Genomic DNA, 16484 nt, shown 5'->3' with positions numbered 1-16484 from the left:
GACCGTGGAGCAAGAGGCCATCCCGGCTCTCGTGAAGACCGTGAGCTGACGAGCCCGTGGTACCGCGGTACTACGGGCTCGCCAAAGATGAGGCCGCGGTACCAGGGTTCGGCGGCCGTTGATTCCTAGGTTGGTCGACGAAGGGGCCGGGAGGTCCGGCTCCCGGAGTCGAGGGCGACGCGATGATCGAGGCAAGACAGCTCACCAAGCGGTACGGCGAGACGACGGCGGTCGACGGTTTGGAGTTCACCGTGCGACCGGGGTCCGTCACGGGGTTCCTCGGGCCGAACGGTGCGGGCAAGTCGACGACGATGCGGATGATCATCGGGCTGGACGCGCCCACCAGCGGATCGGTCACGGTCAACGGTCGGCAGTACCGGGAACACACCGCTCCGCTCCAGGAGGTCGGCGCCTTGCTGGAGGCGAGGTCCGTCCATCCGGGCCGTTCGGCGTACAACCACCTGCTGGCTCAGGCCCAGACGCACGGTATTCCGCGCCGACGGGTCGACGAGGTGATCGAGCTGACCGGCCTGCAGTCCGTGGCGAAGAAGCGTGCCGGGCAGTTCTCGCTGGGCATGGGACAACGGCTCGGAATCGCCGCCGCCCTGCTCGGTGATCCGGCCACGGTCATGCTCGACGAGCCGGTGAACGGACTGGATCCGGAAGGCGTGCTGTGGATCCGCAACCTGCTCATCGGCCTCGCCGCGGAGGGACGGACCGTGTTCGTGTCCTCCCACCTGATGAGCGAGATGGCGCTGGTCGCGGACCGGTTGATCATCGTCGGTCGCGGTCGTCTTCTGGCTGACACGACAGTTGAGGACCTCGTCCAGCAGTCCGGTGGCGACACCGTTCGGGTGGCGACCGCCGATCCCGCACGACTGCGCGATGTGCTGGCCGGACCAGGAGTCGAGGTTCTCGGGCAGGCCGGTTCGGAGGAGCTGGAGGTCACCGGCCTTTCGGCCCGCGCGGTCGGCACCACCGCGGCCGAGCACGGCATCGCGCTGTACGAGCTGACGACCGCGAAGGTTTCACTCGAGGCGGCGTTCATGGACCTGACGCGGGACGACGTCGTCTACCACGGCACCACCGAACTCGCGGAGCGTGCCGCATGAGTATCGTCACCGAACCTCGCCCTGCCAGTGGCGGGCCGGCTGCAAAGCCGAAGCCGAACTATCGAGTGACCGGCCGCCGGGTGCTGCGGTCGGAATCCACCAAGCTGTGGTCACTCCGCTCCACCTGGATCACCCTCGGCCTGGGACTCTTGTTTTTGGTTGCCTTTGGCATCATCGCGGCGGCCAGATACCGGTCCAGCCTCAACTCGGGGCGGCAGCTCGACCCGGACTTCGCCGACGCGACAACGCTCAGCCTGTCGTTGTTCGGGGTTCCACTGGCCCAGCTGGCCCTCGGCGTGCTCGGCGTACTCGTCACCGCCGGCGAGTACTCGACCGGGATGATCCGCTCGACGCTGGCCGCCGTACCGCGGCGACTCCCGGTGCTGTGGTCGAAAGCCGCCGTGTACGGCGTCGTGGCCCTTGCGCTCGCACTGGTCGGAGGATTCGCCACGTTCCTCGTCGACAGCGCGATCCTGCACAGCACACCCACCGCGCTCACGATCTCCGACTCAGGTGTGGTCCGAAGCCTGCTCGGCGCGACGGTCTATCTGGCTCTGGTCGGCGTGATCGGGGTAGCTCTCGGGGCGATGCTGCGATCGGTCGCCGGTGCGATCTCTGCCTTGGTCGCGACGCTGATGCTGGTGCCCGGACTCATCTCCCTGCTTCCGACCGCCTGGCACAACGCCATCCAGCCGTACCTGCCCAGCGAGGCGGGTCAGGCCATGTATTCGTTGCATCAGGCACCGCACACCCTGTCCCCCGGCATCGGTTTCCTGGTCTTCGCGGGATGGACTGCGATCGCTCTCGCGGGTGCGGCCTGGCGCCTGTCCCGAAGCGACGCCTGATCCCTCGCGAGCGACGGGTCACAATGGACAGGTGAGCACAGTGACCGGCGGTGGCGCGGCACAAGCGGTAGGTATTCAGGCCGCTGCCGATCCGGATCCGTTGTGGCGGCACCCCTTGGTGCTCCGCTTCGGCCGGATCGGGCGGCGGCTGCGCCGGGCCGACCGCGCTCGGCCGTGGGTCGTCGACACCCTGGTGGTGATCGGCGCGTTCCTGCTGTTCTGTTTGCCGGATCTGATCCGCGGCGGAGGACCACATGAACTCGAGGGGGTGTTCAACCAGGTTCCACTCGGCGTGATGGTCGCCTTCCAAGCCGGGCTGATACTCCCGCTGCTGCTTCGCCGCCGGGCGCCCATGACGGCGTTCGTCATGACTGCGGCGGTGTTCGCCGCGCAATGGTCGCTGCAGGTGTTCCTTCGCGCGGACGTCGCGTTGTTCATCGCGCTGTACAGCCTGACTCTGCACAGTTCTCTCCGTCGCCTGCTCTGGGCGTGCGCGATCACTGTCGCGGTGCTGACGCTGGCCGTCGTACAGATCTCCGCCGTCGCCTCAGTGCCGGAGGCGGCGTTCTTCCTCGTCTGTGCCAGCACGGCCGCGGTCGCGCTGGGTTTGGTCGTCCGGATCAGACGTTCACAACTTGCCGCCCTGCGGGACCGCGCCGCGCAACTCGAGATCGAGCGGGACCAGCGCAGCATGCTTGCGGTCGCGGGTGAGCGTGCGAGGGTCGCACGGGAGATGCACGACATTCTCGGCCATAACCTCTCGGTGATCATCCGACTTGCCGACGGCGGGGCGTACGCCGTACGCGTCAATCCTGATCGGTCCGCGCAGGCGCTCACGCTGATCGGCGAGACCGGGCGGGAAGCGCTCAACGATCTCCGGCGGACGCTCGGCGCGCTCCGGGACGACGCCGCCGTACCGGATCTCAGCCCGCAGCCGGGGATCGCCGATGTCGACGGCCTCTGCGACCGGTTCCGCGCAGCTGGTCCGCGGGTCAGCTATCGCACCGCGGGCGAGCTCCCGGCCGATCGCGGGCTCCAGTTGGCGACGTACCGGATCGTCCAGGAAGCGCTGACGAACGCACTCAAACACGCCGGCCCGGATACCGAAGCGCGGGTCTCACTCGAGGTGGTGCATCAACGACTGCGGATCCAGGTCGAGGACACCGGCCCAGCGGTCGGCTTCGAGCCGGCCGCAGACTCCAGCGACGGGCAAGGCCTGATCGGAATCCGAGAACGCGCGGCGCTGTACGGCGGAACTGTGACCACCGGCCGCACCCGAGGTGGCGGCTGGACCGTGCAGACCGAACTGGAGCTCGCGCCCGCCCAGGAGAGGACACCATGACGACAGTCCTGATCGTCGACGACCAACCCCTGCACCGGCTCGGACTCCGCATCCTGCTCGAGTCCGTTCCGGACACACAGGTCGCCGGTGAGGCAGGCAGCGGCTCCGAAGCAGTACGCCGGACGGCCGAGCTCCACCCCGACGTCGTGCTGATGGACATCAGGATGCCTGGGTTGGACGGAATCGAAGCCACCCGCCGAATAGTGGCCACCGGCAACCGATCGAGAGTCCTCGTGCTGACCACCTTCGACCTGGACGAGTACGCCTACGCAGCGCTCCGTGCCGGGGCCAGCGGCTTCCTGCTGAAGGACGCACGCCCCGAGGAACTCCTCGGCGGGATCCGCGCCGTCGCCGCGGGAGACGCGATCATCGCGCCCGGCCTGACCCGCAGACTGCTCGACGCCTACGCCGACCACCTCCCCCGCGCAACCCAGGCAGCCGACGAGGAGAAGCTCCGCGCCCTCACCGACCGGGAACGCGAAATCCTGGTCGCCATCGCCCGTGGCTGGACCAACCCGGAGATCGCCGGGCGTCTGCACCTGTCGGAGTCGACTGTGAAGACCCATGTCGGCCGCGTCCTCGCCAAGATCGGCGCCCGCGACCGCGTCCAGGCCGTCATCTTCGCCTACGACATCGGCCTGACCTTCCCCCATCCGGCCTGATCAGGTCGCGACGACTGCAAGGCGGCCCGGCCGGAACCTGCACGCCTCCTTCGCTCACGCCCGCCCGGCTACGGGCTGTACGACACCGATTCGGCTGGCGCCAACAGTCCTGGCCTACCTGCCTGAGGCGTACGTCGTCGACAGCATCACCGGCACCAACTGGGAAGGTGTCGGCGTCGTACCCGACGTCACGAGCCCACCCGACACTGTGGTCGAGACCGCCATCGCAGCGTTGCGCTAACGGCCATCGACGAGCCGGGCCGGATGTCCGTGGCCGCTTAGTGTGAACCTGGTCTGCCGACTTGGCGCACGAGTACGAAGCCGAGGAGCAGGAGGCCGAGGATGAGGGATCCGAGGGGGATCCAGACGGAGATTGCCTGGAGCTGTGCTGCCTTGGCCTGGTAGCCGCCTTCGGCGATGTTGTTCTCCTTGGCGCCCTTGACGTTCTTGTGCACGGTGGCGTCGTCGTAGGCGATGGTGACCTTGGTGGCGGTGAGTTTGTCCTCGCCCTTGTACGCGATGGTCGCGAGCTGCTGCTCCTGGCCCTTGATGATCGCGCCGGTCACCGGCTCGATCCACAGGGTGCGCGTGTTCTGGTAGGTACGCTGCACCGCGACCGACGGCTTGCTGGGGTCGTCGACGAGCGTGCCTGGGACCATGAGCGCCTTCGCCACCGGGATGTTCTGCTTCGGGATCACCTGCTCGAACACGTACACCTTGAGCCCGCGCAGGTGCTCGACCCGCTTGTACTCGATCGGGAAGGCCTTGCGCAGCGTGGTGTCCCAGAACGTGTAGTCCTTCTTCTGGGTATCGAACGGGAACTTCAGCACCAGGCCTTCGTGGCCCTTGAAGAGCGCGCTGTTCCGGTTCGGCTTGAGCCGATCCGCCTTGTCCAGCGTGGTGGTGATGTACTCGCCACTGTTGTCGTTGCCGGTCGGGTTCCAGGGCACCGCCTCCCCGGTCTTCGCGTCCAGCACAACCCGCTCCTGGACGAAGCTCAGCGGCATCTCAGCGGTCTTGGACGCATCGTCGGGGAACTGGTAGTTCTTCGAGTCGTCGGTCACCACCGCGGTGTCGAAGACGACCACCTTGCGGTTCAGCGCCTTGCTGATCTTCTCGGCCGCGACGACATCGCCGCGGACGGTCCGGCGCGCCTCGAGATCGACGTGGTCCTTCTGCTTCAGGTCCGCGGCGCTGAAGATTGTGGCGTCCGCCCCGGTCGACACAGTGTGCGCGACCTGCCCTGGTGGCGCGACCGCCAACGTCGGGTATGCGTAGAACCTGCCGAGCGCCGCAACGCCGACGAAGAACACTCCAAGCCCCACCAGCGCCGCACGACTACGAGTCCCCACTGCATCCCCTCCCGGTCTGTGCGCGGGACGCTACCAGCGAGTAGTGACGTTGACCAGACGCCGGAGACGACGAGTTCGAAACGGTCCGGACTGGCATATAGTCGCGGCCCATGAGGGGGATCTCAGGCCGGCCTGCGACGCCGGAGACATCGGTTCTCCGCGGCGTGGTGGTCGCCGTCGCGGTGCTGCAGACGGTCGGGCTCGGCCTGCTCGCACGCCGTGGCTCCTGGTTGACCGACGACCTCGAGTTCCTGGTCCAGGGCGACCGGGGGTTCGCGCCCAAGGAGCTGCTGACGCCGCTCAACGACCACATCGCCCCCGGCCTGCGGCTCGTCTACGCGGCCTTCGCGGCGATCGCGCCGCTCAACCACGACGTCACGATCGGCTGGCGGATGGCGATGCAGGCGATCGCGACCGTGCTGATGGGTCTGCTGCTGCTGCGGATCCTCGGCCCGACCTGGTGGGTGGCCATCGGTACGGCGATCTACGCGCTGGTGCCGGTCAGTATGCCGTCGTTCCTGTCGCTGTCGAGCGGCGTGAACAACTTGTCCGCCCATGTCTTCGGCCTTCTGTTGCTTCATGCAACGATCGACTGGTACGGCGGGCGTCGCCGCCGAGCCGTTGCCTACGGCCCGCTCTCGCTGCTGATCTCGCTGGCCTGCTGGGAGAAGTCGGGCCTGATCCTCTTCACGGCCGTTGCCCTTGCCCTCTATTTGCGTGACGAGCCGTTCCGCAGCTGGTTGCGCCGTACCCTGCCGTACGCGGCCGCGCTCGGCCTTGCCGTGATGGGGTTCGGAGTCCTCTACCTGACCACCGGCAACCCGTCGGCCGGCCGCGTGCCATCGCCGGCAGACCTCGGCCGACTGGTCGCGCAGAGCTTCGAGGTGCCGTTGACCGCAGTCGTCGGCGGCCCCTGGCGGTGGGCCGACACCGGGCAGGTGTTCAGCCTCGCCGATCCGCCGATCGCGGCGATCGTGTTGGGCGGATTGATCACCGCTCTGCTGCTGGCGGTCGCCTGGCGGCGAGACCGACGTGCCCTACCGCTGTGGGGCGCGGTGATCGGCTACGTGCTCGCGACAGTCGCGCTCTTGTCGTACGGCCGGTTCGGCGTCTTCGGATCTGTCTTCACCGTGCACTACCACTACTGGTCCGATCTCTCGATCCCGCTGACGCTGGCCGTCGTACTGACCGCCAAGAACCTGCGGATCGTCGTACCGGCCGTGGTGCTGGCCGGCGCACTCGCCGGGGTGGTGGTATCGGACGCCGGGTTCGCCGGTGAATGGGGCAAGAATCCGGCCAAGGCGTACTTCGCGACCGTCGACGCTGAGCTGGACCGCACCGGACCGAACGTGAACCTGTGGGACACGACGATGCCGCCGCCGATGGCCAGCGCGCTCATGTCCGACCGACGGCTGTCGCCGGTACTGCGGATGGCCGGGCGCCGCTTCCAGCTGCAGGAACCGGGCAGTGAACCGCTCCTGGTCGATGACAGCGGTCACATTAGGCCGGCCCAGTTCGCCGTGTGGTCCAGGGACAAGCCGGCGGCGCAGCCAAACAACTTCTGCAGCCTGTTGCTGCACGGGACCGGACCGTTGGTCATCCCGCTGGTTCCGACGCAGGACGAGGTTGCGACCTCCGAGTGGTTCGTCCGGGCCGCCTACTTCTCGAACCGCGAGAACCAGGTGTCCGTCGAGTTGGTCGACGATGCGGGCCGGGTCGCCGCGCTGCCGGCCAAGAACTGGCCGGGCGGCGTGGGCACGATGTACTTCGGTCCGTCGGAACGGATCCGGGCCACCCGGCTGCGACTGCGTTCCACCGATCCAGCGACCAACCTCTGCGTCGCGAACCTCCAGATCGGACTGCCCCGATGAAAGTCCGGTTCCCGGCGCTGGACGGGCTGCGCGCGATCGGGGCGCTCGCCGTCCTGACCACCCACGTCGGGTTCCACACCGGCGCGTCGCTGAACGGCCCGTTCGCCGGACTGCTGGCCAGGCTCGACGTCGGTGTCGCGATCTTCTTCGCGATCTCCGGGTTCCTGCTCTGCCGTCCACACGTCGCCGCCTGGTTCGACGGCACTCCGCGACCCAGGACGGCGCCGTACCTGCGGAACCGCGCGCTGCGGATCCTGCCCGCGCTGTGGATCGCTGTTGTGCTTGCTGCGCTGCTGATGCCGCACAGTGCCGACGTCACGTGGGTCATCTATCTCCGGCACGCAACACTGACGCAGATCTACCTCGACGGACCTCCCGCGGACGGTCTGACCCAGCTGTGGAGTCTGTCGACCGAGGTCGCCTTCTACCTGCTTCTGCCGCTGCTGGCGAGACTACTGACCGGCCACGGCCGCCCGAGCCGGCGTGGCGTCGCAGTGCGTCTCTTCGCACTCGCAGTGCCAGTGCTTGTCGGTCCGGTGTGGATGGCGTCGATAACGGCCACCGGACATCCACGGGCCGGGTTGTGGCTGCCCGGGTACGTCGGCTGGTTCGCGGTCGGCATGGGATTCGCCCTCTGGCAGGTGGCACGTCAGCATGGCGTTCTCTCCACCCCAACCCTCGAGACACTGGCCAACGTGCCCGGCACAGTGTGGACCGCGGCCGTAGCCCTGTTGCTGATCGCAACCACCCCTCTAGCCGGGCCGTACAACTTGACGGCTCCGTCTGCCGGACAGGCGTTCATGAAGACGCTGCTCTACACAGCCATTGCAGCCTGCGCCCTCTTCCCCGCGCTGACGCCGACACCACGATCCGCTCGGGTCCTGGGCGGCCGGGCGGGACATGTCGCCGGTGACATCTCCTACGGAGTGTTCGTGTACCACCTGATCGTGCTCGGCCTGGTCGAGCGGGTCACCGGCTACACCTTGTTCAGCGGGCGGTTCCTTCTGCTTTTCCTGCCCACCCTGGTGATCTCCGCGCTGGTCGCTGCCGCCAGCTACTACGGGCTCGAGCGACCCATCATGCGCCTGGGCAGACGGGACAAGTCGTACGACGTCTCGCCGGCGAGCAGCGCCAACGCCGAGCCGAACAGCACCGACGCCTGGACCATGACCGAGGTCACTCCGGCATCTCCGCCCGGCCAGGGCTGAACGGCAGCCACCAACGTCCCGGCGCCGACCACGGTCGCCACCAAGCCGAACGCGACGCGTCGCGGTACCAGCCATGAGCAGACGATCGCAGCAGCAACCGCTGCGAGGCCGATCCACCCCGACATGAACACGCCCGCGACCAGCCCGCCGCCCGCAACGACCCACGCACATGGACGACGTGCACCAACAAGAGGATCAGGCGCTAGCCGCCGCGAGAGCAGCGCAACGCCCAGCACGAGCAGGCAGCACACCAACCCCACCAGCAGACCGGTCCGGTAGCCACCGTCCGGTCCGAAGCGTGCAGTCACCAGCTGCTCGGCGCCCGCAGGCAGGATCCAGCCCTGCTGCCAGCCACCGACCCGGATCGGCGTCAGCTTGCGCCCGCTCTCGTCGTACGCCTCCCAGCCCTCGTTGTAGTTCTGCGCGACCACGAGCACCGACTGCTCGTCCCGTGCTGGAACGTCGGTGGTCAGCTCGGTCGGACTCGAGCGCACGACATCGACACTCCGTTCGGGCGGCGCATAGCCCGACGTCAAGGCACGGACGGTCAACTTCGCCTGGATCGGAACGAACCCGCCGCCGGGCAGGAAGTCCACGGCATGGCGTCCCGCTCGCAGCGGGACGCCGGAGTCCTTCCCGCAAGCCGTGATCGGCACCGGCCTGCGCTGGAGCAGCTCCCGAACGGTCGCCTTGACCTGCGTGTCCACCCGTGTGCCGTCAACCTGGACACCGGGTCCGTAGCCGCAAACCGCCCCAGAAGGACCGTTCGGGTCGAGTGCTTTGCGCAGGTCGTCCGCCCCGACGACACGCACCTCGGCAACGCCGACCGGAGCGGTGCGCGCGATGCCCGTGGCGGAGTCGAAGTCCAGCAACGGCCTGGTGCGAGTGAACCTCACCTCGACAGTTCGTGCCGTCCGCGCCGCGAACCGCACATACCCTTCCGGATCAACCGCGGCGCGTGTCGGCGGCCCGCCGTCGAGGGAGAGCTCCACCCCTGTCGGCCGGGACGCCGTCAGGTACGGATCGGTCAGGAACTGCAGGGCGGTCACGCTTCGACGTGCGGGCAGCCGCAGCGTGAGCCGCGGTGCGGTGTCGTCCGGAGCAGCCACCCAACCGGTCCCGAGATCGCGGTCCACAGCCGCGCCCGGCCGGCCCTCGGGTGCTGCCACAGCCCGGGACGATGCGGTGGCCGTGATCGCTCCTGGTACGACGAGCAGGTGTTCCAGCGCGTCGCCGTCCTTCGGCAACGCGGTACCGAACAGCTGGTACGTCGCGCTGTGCGGTACGTCGACGCTCCGCCGCATCCCGGTCGGCTCCTCCGAATCAGCGGCCTGACTCTCGCTGCACAGCGGCCGCGTACCGACGCGCAGACAGGCAGATCGGCCGATCTGCTGGTTCCTGAACACCAGCGCGCTCGGCTGCCTGACGGACGCGGGCACCAGCAGCCTGCTCGCCGCCGTCATGCCAGGAACAGTCACCTCCGCGATCGACACCCCGTTCGGGTCTTTGCCGTCTGTGGTCGCGATGCTGAGCCGGAGCCGCTGCGTCAGGCGCGGCGGCGTCGGAAGGTGCTGTGGATCGCTAGTGGCCGACACCACCGACGTCAAGGCGCCGGCGTCGGTCTCCAACCGCAGCGTCCGCACCGGTTCGGTCGTTGGAGCGGCCAACGAGAACTGCACGGTCAGGCCGTCCACCGAACGCGGCGCGGCGAATGTCAGCTCAAGCCACTCGCCGCTGGCTCGACCGAACCGCCCGGAGATCCAGCGCGTCGACGGATCGCCGTCCACCGCGGCGAACGGCCCGCTGCCGGCGCCTGTGTGCAAGGACGCGGCCGCGTCTGCGGCCGACGACGACGCGCGGACATCGACGAGGTCGCCGTTCCAGACCCGCGTCGTCTCCTTCCCGTTCACGGCGTACCCGAGAGCTCGCCGGCCCTGCGTACCGGAATCGGAGGCAGTCAGCACGGGTGAGTAGTTGTTCGCGGGCCGCCCGAACGACACCTCACGGCGCTGCACCCCATCGGTCTGGATCAATGGCAGACCGGTCAGTTTCCCCGCCGCGTCGGACGATGTGATCGCGCTCCGGTCGCCACCCAGCGCGGTCAAGGCGGCGGGCACGTCCTCGGGTGCGCCTTGGACCTCGACCAGCCGGGACCGCGGCAGCAGTACGCCGGAGCTCGTCTCGCCCGCGTCGTAGATCTCGACGCTCGGATACGGCAGCCGTGTGTGGCTGTCGAGCGTCGCGTCCGGCTGCTCGATCGTGCTGCCGGTAACCGGCCCGAACTGCGCGACGCGATCGATGCCGGCGTCCGCGAGGCTCTCGTGGACGGCGAGCAGCGGTGTCACCTGCGCGTCGTACCGCAGGTCGTTGCGGACAACGACGTAGCGGACACCGGCTCGGGTCAACGCCTGGCGCAGCGTCGCGTCACCCACCCCGGAGCCGAGGCGTCGTTCGATCTCGTCGAGCCATCGCGTCGCACCCGCGGATCCGAGCGGTACTGCGTCGCGCACCGCCATCGGGCGCTTCAGCAACGCCTGGAACGGTTCGTCCTTCGTCGAGCCCCAGGTGAAGTCCGCGAACGAAAAGGCCGGCACCACGAGTACCGAACCCGGTCCGGGCTGCCGGTCGAGCCAGGTGGCAGCATCACGCCAGTAGGCCGGGACAGCGTCGTACCCCTCGCGTCTGGGCAACTGGCCGAGGACCGCCGGTGTTGCTGCCGAGACGATCAGACAGGCGACGAGCACGGGTACGACGCGACGGTGCAGCCCGCGCGCTGTCGCCAACTGGGTCATTCTGTGCAGCGAATGCGCCGCAGCCAGTGCCAGCGGCAGGCGCACGACCAGCTCGAACTTGTGCGTGTTGCGAAGTGCTGCGAGCGGTCCGTCGAGCAGGTCGTGCAACTGCGGTACCAGCGGCGAGCCGGCTGCGCCTGAATGTCCCAGCGTCAGCAGCAGAAGTCCGACGACGAACGACAGCTGGAGAAAGCCGCGGTGGCGCAGCGAACTCATTCCTAGACCGAGCAGGCCGACCAAAGCGATCGCTGCACTGACCAGGATCAGAGTCGGCTGCGTCACGTACAGCCAGCCGGCCGGCCAGCTCGGTCCGCCGCCGCCGGACAGGAAGTTCAGCCACTGCGACGTACCGCGGAACGACTCGAACGCGCTGGCCATGCCGGTGGTCACGGCCGCGTTCTCGATCCAGTCCAGGAATGGTGGGCTGTACCGGCCGAGCAGCACCAGCGGCACGAGCCACCAGACCGAGACAGCTGCGACGCAGCCCAGCCAGGCCGCCGCGATCTTCACGGTGCCGCGCCTGGTAATCAGCCAAAGCGCAGGAAGAACCAGTGTCGCGCCAGTCGCCACAGCGTTGACTCCGCCGACCAGCGCGAACGCCACGGCAGACCAGCTGACCCGCCACCACATGGAGCGTCCTGTCGGGGTCACGAGCGGCAAGAGAACCCACGGCGCCATCGCCATCGGCCATACCTCGATCGAGGTGATCGAGAGCTCGCCGAGCATACGGGGGCTCGTGGCGTACAGCAGTGCGACGGCAAAGCGAGTCCATGGAACGCCGTACTGCAAGGCGTTGCAGAGCTTCCAGACACCGACGAAGGCGACGCAGAGGACCACCGACCACCACAGGCGCTGAATGATCCAGTCCGGCACGGACACGGTGTCGAGCAGCCAGTGGAACGGACCCATCGGCAGCAGGTAGCCATACGCCTGGTTCTGCAGCTGGCCGAAGGCGCCTTGCGGATCCCACAGGTGCAGAGCCCGTCCGAGGAAGGCGCCCGGACCCGCGGTGAGGTCGAGCTTGGTGTCCGGCACGATCTTGCCGGGCGCCTGGTGGAAGCACAGCGCAACCAGCACCAGGCAGCCCACGACGACTCGAGTCCGCCAGATGACCTTCATCGGCGCCTTAGCACCAGCACGAGGTTCCAGGTGACGACCTCCCGCAGCCCGGGCACAGCGAGTACGCCGTACGCCCAGCGCGGGTGGTACCGCGGCACAGCCGCTACGAGGTCAACGTCCGGACACGTGCGCGCCCATCGCAACCCGCTCGCGACGGTGATCGGAAAGAGCGACTCCCCGAACCTGTTCTTCGGTGGACGACCTGTACGTCGCTGGTAGCGGCCGGCCGCGCGGTGACCGCCCAGGTAATGCCACGGCGCGGTCTCGTGACCACCATGCGGCCCCCACCAACCGGTGTAGGACAAGAAGACCGTACCGCCCAGCCGAGTGACCCGGACCATCTCGCCGGCCATCAGCCAGGGGTCAGGGACGTGCTCCAGCACGTTTGAGGAAAAGCAGACGTCCACCGACTCGTCCGCCACCGGCAGGGCCATCCCACTGCCGAGTACAGTGCCCGGCGCGGGAGCTCCACGGCCGCTGAGCTCGCCAAGGTCCGAGTCGACGGCGAAGTACGCCGCACCTGCCCGACGGAACGCGTCGGCGAAGTAGCCGGGGCCTCCGCCGACGTCGAGCATCAGCGCTCCGTCCAGCCCGACGTACTCGCTCAGCTGACCGACGGAGTCTTCAGCAAGCGTTTCATAGAAGAGATCCGGGTCCGACTGCTCGACGCCGAAGGCGCGGAACAGCCGCACCGATCGGCCGAGATCGGCCCGCCACCCCCGATGTGCTGTTGCATTCGTCATCCCCTGCACAGACGGACATTAACGGAACTTCTGAGGTCTGGTGGAGATCGTTACTCCTTGGTAACGTCCGCGCCCATACCTCGGGGGAGGTGACCAGAGGGTGGGGCTGATCAGGTGCGTCCGCACAGCGTGCTGTTGCTGAACTGGCGTGACACGACGAACCCGGAAGGCGGTGGCTCGGAACGCTACGTCGAAGAGGTAGCGGGTGGCCTTGCGATGCTGGGCTGGACAGTGACCGTGCTGTGCGCGGCGTACCCTGGAAGTCCGCGAGAAGCCCGCCGCGGCGAGGTTCGGTACGTGTATCGCGGCACGAAGGTGACCGTGTACTTGCACGGCCTGCTGTACACCTGGCTGCACCGGCCGGACCGCGTTGTCGACGTCCAGAACGGGCTGCCGTTCTTCACCCGGTTGGTCCGGCGGGCCGTCGTCGTCCTCGTGCACCACGTTCACCGCGAACAGTGGCAGGTCGTCTACCCGGGCTGGCAGGGCCGGCTCGGCTGGTGGCTGGAATCGCGGGTCGCACCAACGTTGTACGCCGATTGTCCTTACGTGACAGTATCTTCGGCTTCTCGCGATGAGCTGGCCGGCCTCGGCGTCGGCAACATCACCGTTGTGCATAACGGAGCCGACCCGGCACCGGCGCGGCAGCGCGCGCAAGCCGCCATGCCGACGGTGGTGTGCGTCGGCAGGATCGTTCCGCACAAGCAGCTTGAGCACGCGGTGGACGCGATCGCGGTGGCTCGCGAGACATTGCCAGAGACACGGCTGATCGTCGTCGGCTCCGGGTGGTGGGAGGACTCACTACGGGCGTACGTCGAGACGCGCGGGCTGACCGAGGCTGTCGAGTTCCGCGGACAGGTCAGCGAGGCCGACAAGCACGCGGCGTACGACGAGGCCTGGGTGCTCGCGTTGCCGAGCCTGAAGGAGGGCTGGGGTCTCGTCGTCGGTGAGGCGGCCGGGCACGGCGTACCGACCGTTGCCTACCGCAGTGCCGGCGGACCGACCGAGTCCGTACACGACGGGGTCACCGGCGTGCTGGTGGACAGCCCTTCCGAGTTCGCGGCGACCATCACCTCGTTGCTGGCGAACGCCCCGCTGCGCCGGCGCTTGTCAGCAGGGGCCTTGGCGGATGCGGGCCGGTTCACCTGGCCCGCAGCCGCTCGGGCGTTCGACGGACTGCTGGCGCCTACTTCGAGCCGTAGTTCACGATCGGGACGTCGGCCTGCCCCTGGGTCTGACCCTGCGGCGGCGCCGGGTCGTCCTTCACCGACTGAACCACCCCGACAACGGTCGTCGTAGCCACTGCGAGTCCAGCGAGCACGGCGATGGCCGCACCGATCAGCGATCCCATGAAAAGCGTCCCCTCCCGATCAAGTGAACCGAAGAGTAACAACGCTGTCCCACCGACGCCAGGGCCGGGAGCAAGGTCAGCACGGCGATCCCCCAGGCCACCAGAACGGTCACCGTTCGCCAGATCGGAAGCCGCTCGGGCGCCGGCGTACCGGCAACCTGGTAGACCGCGATCGTCGGGCCTTCGAACCGTTTCGTGAGTCCCCGGATCATGGTGTCGGGCGCTGGGCCGCCGGCCTCGCGGTCGACGACGATCCAACCCACGCCGTTCCGCAACAGCACCGGCGCCGGGTCGGCCCCGTTCCTCAGAGCGTTCGCGATGTCTGCTGCCTGCGGGTCCTCGCCACCGAGCCGGCGGCCGGAGACGATCAGTTCGTCCGGCACGATCGACGGCTGCGCACCGAAGTACCGCGGCATCGGGTCGAGCACCGCGCGGTGGCCGTTCCAGGAGGGGGCACGGTAGGCCTCGAAGGGCCACGGGATGAAGCGACCGGTCAACGCCTGTTTCGCCTGCGGCCAGTCGCCCGGGTAGTGCGACAGGTGCAGTCCCGCACCACCGGCCAACGCAGGTAGGGCAGCAACCGGAAGCAGTGCTGCGGTGAGGCCGACGACGAGCTTTGGTTTGACCTGCGCCTGCAGCCAGGCGGCAGCGACACCGAAGCCGAGCGACTCGAGCAACGCCAGCGGCGCCAGGTAGCGCTGACCATCACGAAACAGGCCGGCGCCCGGGACGTGCTGGACCACCTGTGCGAACAGACCCGGTACGACGACTCCGGCCAGGGCAATGAGCAGCGCCACAACCGCAGGTACCACCAACGCACCGGCGAAGCGATCTCTCCGCCACCACAGCTGCACGCCGGCCAGCGACATCAGCAGCATCGCGAAGGCGAGGACGAGCCCGAGCGGTTCGCCGCGGCTGCCCGGAACGACGTCCGCATTCCACACCCCGCCCAGCGTGAGCAGCGTCGGGAGCGTACCGCCGTAGCCCTCGTCACGAGCTGCGAACGCAGGCACCGAGGCGCCGTCGGTCGCAAGGCCGGAGTGCGTGATGCCTGCCACCAGCCAGGGTGCGTTCAGCAGTAGGGCTACTCCCACTGGCCATCGGCTGGAGGCGCCTGGTCGCCAAAGCAGCACTACACCGCTCACGAGCAGGCCCACCACACCACCCGACGCCGTCAGCGCACACAACGCCGCGGCAAGGACGAAGCCGGACCACCCCCGTCCCTGACGCAGCCTGATCGCACCCCGGACCAGCCAAGGCAGAGCGGCGTACCCGAGAAGTAGCGCCCACGCGCCGAGCCGCAGACGCTCGGCCACAAAGGGATTCCAGACGTACAGCGTCGCGGCCGCGGCTCCAGCCAGCCGGCCACCACGCCGGAGCTCCCGCCACAGCACGGTCACCCCCAGCCCGGCCAGCAACGGGATCGCGACCAGGACCGCCTTGTTGAGCACCTGGCCACCACCGAGCTCGTCGAGCACGGCAACCACGACATCCGACGGCACCGCCCGCGGCATCGCCGCCGAAACTCCGAACAGATCCAGCCGCACCGGCAGGTCTGGCACGAACACCATGTCGTAACTGACGACAAAACCCGGCGCCAGCAGCGGACCTGTGATCACTGCCGTGAGCACCAACGGCCAGACCATCGGCACGATGCGCCTCATGTGATCGGACAACAACAGTCCCCGTTTCCTCCGCGCCACAGCACCCGAGCGTCGGTTCAAGACCGTTGCCGTGCGACAGTCACGACCATTGACGGGTCCGGCACTGGGATGTGTGAGAGGAACTTACAACATTCGGAACCCTCCAGCGGTTGCGTTGCGCCACCACAGGGCGATCGACTAGCGCGCCTCGGACCACGAGGTGACGGCTTCCCGCAGGTGCCCCGGGTGCCGGGTCGGGACGATCCAGGTGAGGCTCTCTTCCGGGGTGAGGAACGTCCGGAGGGGTCGGCCGATCGCGTTGGGGAAGAACCTGGCGCGTCGGGTGCTGGGAAACCGGGCTTCCGCAGTTCGTCCCGGGTGATCCGTATCCCGGTGGGCCAGTTCCGGTAGAGAAACGCCGTGCCGAGCGCGACCATCGGCCAT

The 16484-nt window shown here is 68.3% G+C and carries 10 protein-coding genes and 2 pseudogenes; 7 read left to right on the top strand and 5 right to left on the bottom strand.

The features are described from left to right. The first annotated feature begins 182 nt into the window (after window positions 1-182). The 4 genes from ACQPYH_RS09405 to ACQPYH_RS09390 are packed head-to-tail and all read left to right on the top strand — an operon-like array spanning window position 183 to window position 3961. On the top strand, window positions 183-1112 hold the full coding sequence (locus tag ACQPYH_RS09405; RefSeq protein ID WP_432889090.1) for an ABC transporter ATP-binding protein: 930 nt from the start codon (window positions 183-185) through the stop codon (window positions 1110-1112). Next, entirely contained in the window at window positions 1109-1957 is an 849-nt protein-coding gene (locus ACQPYH_RS09400; RefSeq protein ID WP_432889088.1) for a hypothetical protein, read from the top strand. The genes ACQPYH_RS09405 and ACQPYH_RS09400 overlap by 4 nt, the downstream gene beginning before the upstream one ends. Before the next feature lie 31 nt (window positions 1958-1988). Beyond that, window positions 1989-3299, top strand: coding sequence for a sensor histidine kinase (locus tag ACQPYH_RS09395; RefSeq protein WP_432889087.1), 1311 nt, complete (start codon window positions 1989-1991; stop codon window positions 3297-3299). Further along, window positions 3296-3961 carry a response regulator gene (locus tag ACQPYH_RS09390; protein WP_432889085.1) on the top strand — a complete coding sequence of 222 codons (666 nt, stop codon included), beginning with the start codon at window positions 3296-3298 and terminating at the stop codon, window positions 3959-3961. Before ACQPYH_RS09395 ends, ACQPYH_RS09390 begins: the two co-directional genes overlap by 4 nt. Window positions 3962-4239: 278 nt before the next feature. Here ACQPYH_RS09390 and ACQPYH_RS09385 read toward each other — a convergent pair whose 3' ends face one another. After that, window positions 4240-5313 (bottom strand): DUF3068 domain-containing protein, encoded by a 1074-nt coding sequence (locus tag ACQPYH_RS09385; RefSeq protein ID WP_432889083.1) that lies wholly within the window; start codon window positions 5311-5313, stop codon window positions 4240-4242. Window positions 5314-5423: 110 nt separating this feature from the next. Between ACQPYH_RS09385 and ACQPYH_RS09380 the strand changes: the two genes are divergently transcribed. Together ACQPYH_RS09380 and ACQPYH_RS09375 are read left to right on the top strand one after the other, a co-directional pair. Continuing rightward, the gene (locus ACQPYH_RS09380) at window positions 5424-7184 is read left to right on the top strand and encodes a hypothetical protein (RefSeq protein ID WP_432889081.1); all 1761 of its coding nucleotides are present in this window, start codon (window positions 5424-5426) and stop codon (window positions 7182-7184) included. Then, on the top strand, window positions 7181-8392 hold the full coding sequence (locus ACQPYH_RS09375) for an acyltransferase family protein (RefSeq protein ID WP_432889079.1): 1212 nt from the start codon (window positions 7181-7183) through the stop codon (window positions 8390-8392). Before ACQPYH_RS09380 ends, ACQPYH_RS09375 begins: the two co-directional genes overlap by 4 nt. Before the next feature lie 848 nt (window positions 8393-9240). On the opposite strand, the pseudogene ACQPYH_RS09370 reads toward ACQPYH_RS09375, so the two are convergent. Both ACQPYH_RS09370 and ACQPYH_RS09365 read right to left on the bottom strand, forming a co-directional pair. Beyond that, a pseudogene (locus ACQPYH_RS09370) lies at window positions 9241-12303 on the bottom strand (alpha-(1->3)-arabinofuranosyltransferase); the annotation flags it as partial. Continuing rightward, entirely contained in the window at window positions 12300-13046 is a 747-nt protein-coding gene (locus ACQPYH_RS09365) for a class I SAM-dependent methyltransferase (protein ID WP_432889077.1), read from the bottom strand. The gene ACQPYH_RS09365 and the pseudogene ACQPYH_RS09370, both read right to left, overlap by 4 nt. Before the next feature lie 114 nt (window positions 13047-13160). Here ACQPYH_RS09365 and ACQPYH_RS09360 point away from each other — a divergent pair, with 114 nt between their 5' ends. Beyond that, on the top strand, window positions 13161-14345 hold the full coding sequence (locus tag ACQPYH_RS09360; RefSeq protein ID WP_432889075.1) for a glycosyltransferase family 4 protein: 1185 nt from the start codon (window positions 13161-13163) through the stop codon (window positions 14343-14345). Here the strand turns inward: ACQPYH_RS09360 and ACQPYH_RS09355 are convergent. Beyond that, window positions 14299-14397: pseudogene (locus tag ACQPYH_RS09355) on the bottom strand (DUF2613 family protein); the annotation flags it as partial. The gene ACQPYH_RS09360 and the pseudogene ACQPYH_RS09355 overlap by 47 nt on opposite strands. After that, a complete protein-coding gene (locus ACQPYH_RS09350; RefSeq protein ID WP_432889073.1) occupies window positions 14385-16061 on the bottom strand; it encodes a hypothetical protein in 1677 nt (558 codons plus the stop codon). The gene ACQPYH_RS09350 and the pseudogene ACQPYH_RS09355, both read right to left, overlap by 13 nt. Between the last annotated feature and the right edge of the window lie 423 nt (window positions 16062-16484).

The organism is Kribbella sp. CA-245084 (assembly GCF_050942355.1).
GTDB lineage: Bacteria > Actinomycetota > Actinomycetes > Propionibacteriales > Kribbellaceae > Kribbella.
The sequence above is the reverse complement of the archived record's forward strand: the minus strand, read 5'-3'. Positions and strand labels throughout refer to the sequence as shown.

Coding starts and splice junctions, on each gene's coding strand:
- ACQPYH_RS09365 (WP_432889077.1), bottom strand. CDS start 13,046: ATGACGAATGCAACAGCACATCGGGGGTGGCGGGCCGATCTCGGCCGA.
- ACQPYH_RS09390 (WP_432889085.1), top strand. CDS start 3,296: ATGACGACAGTCCTGATCGTCGACGACCAACCCCTGCACCGGCTCGGA.
- ACQPYH_RS09350 (WP_432889073.1), bottom strand. CDS start 16,061: ATGAGGCGCATCGTGCCGATGGTCTGGCCGTTGGTGCTCACGGCAGTG.
- ACQPYH_RS09375 (WP_432889079.1), top strand. CDS start 7,181: ATGAAAGTCCGGTTCCCGGCGCTGGACGGGCTGCGCGCGATCGGGGCG.
- ACQPYH_RS09405 (WP_432889090.1), top strand. CDS start 183: ATGATCGAGGCAAGACAGCTCACCAAGCGGTACGGCGAGACGACGGCG.
- ACQPYH_RS09400 (WP_432889088.1), top strand. CDS start 1,109: ATGAGTATCGTCACCGAACCTCGCCCTGCCAGTGGCGGGCCGGCTGCA.
- ACQPYH_RS09380 (WP_432889081.1), top strand. CDS start 5,424: ATGAGGGGGATCTCAGGCCGGCCTGCGACGCCGGAGACATCGGTTCTC.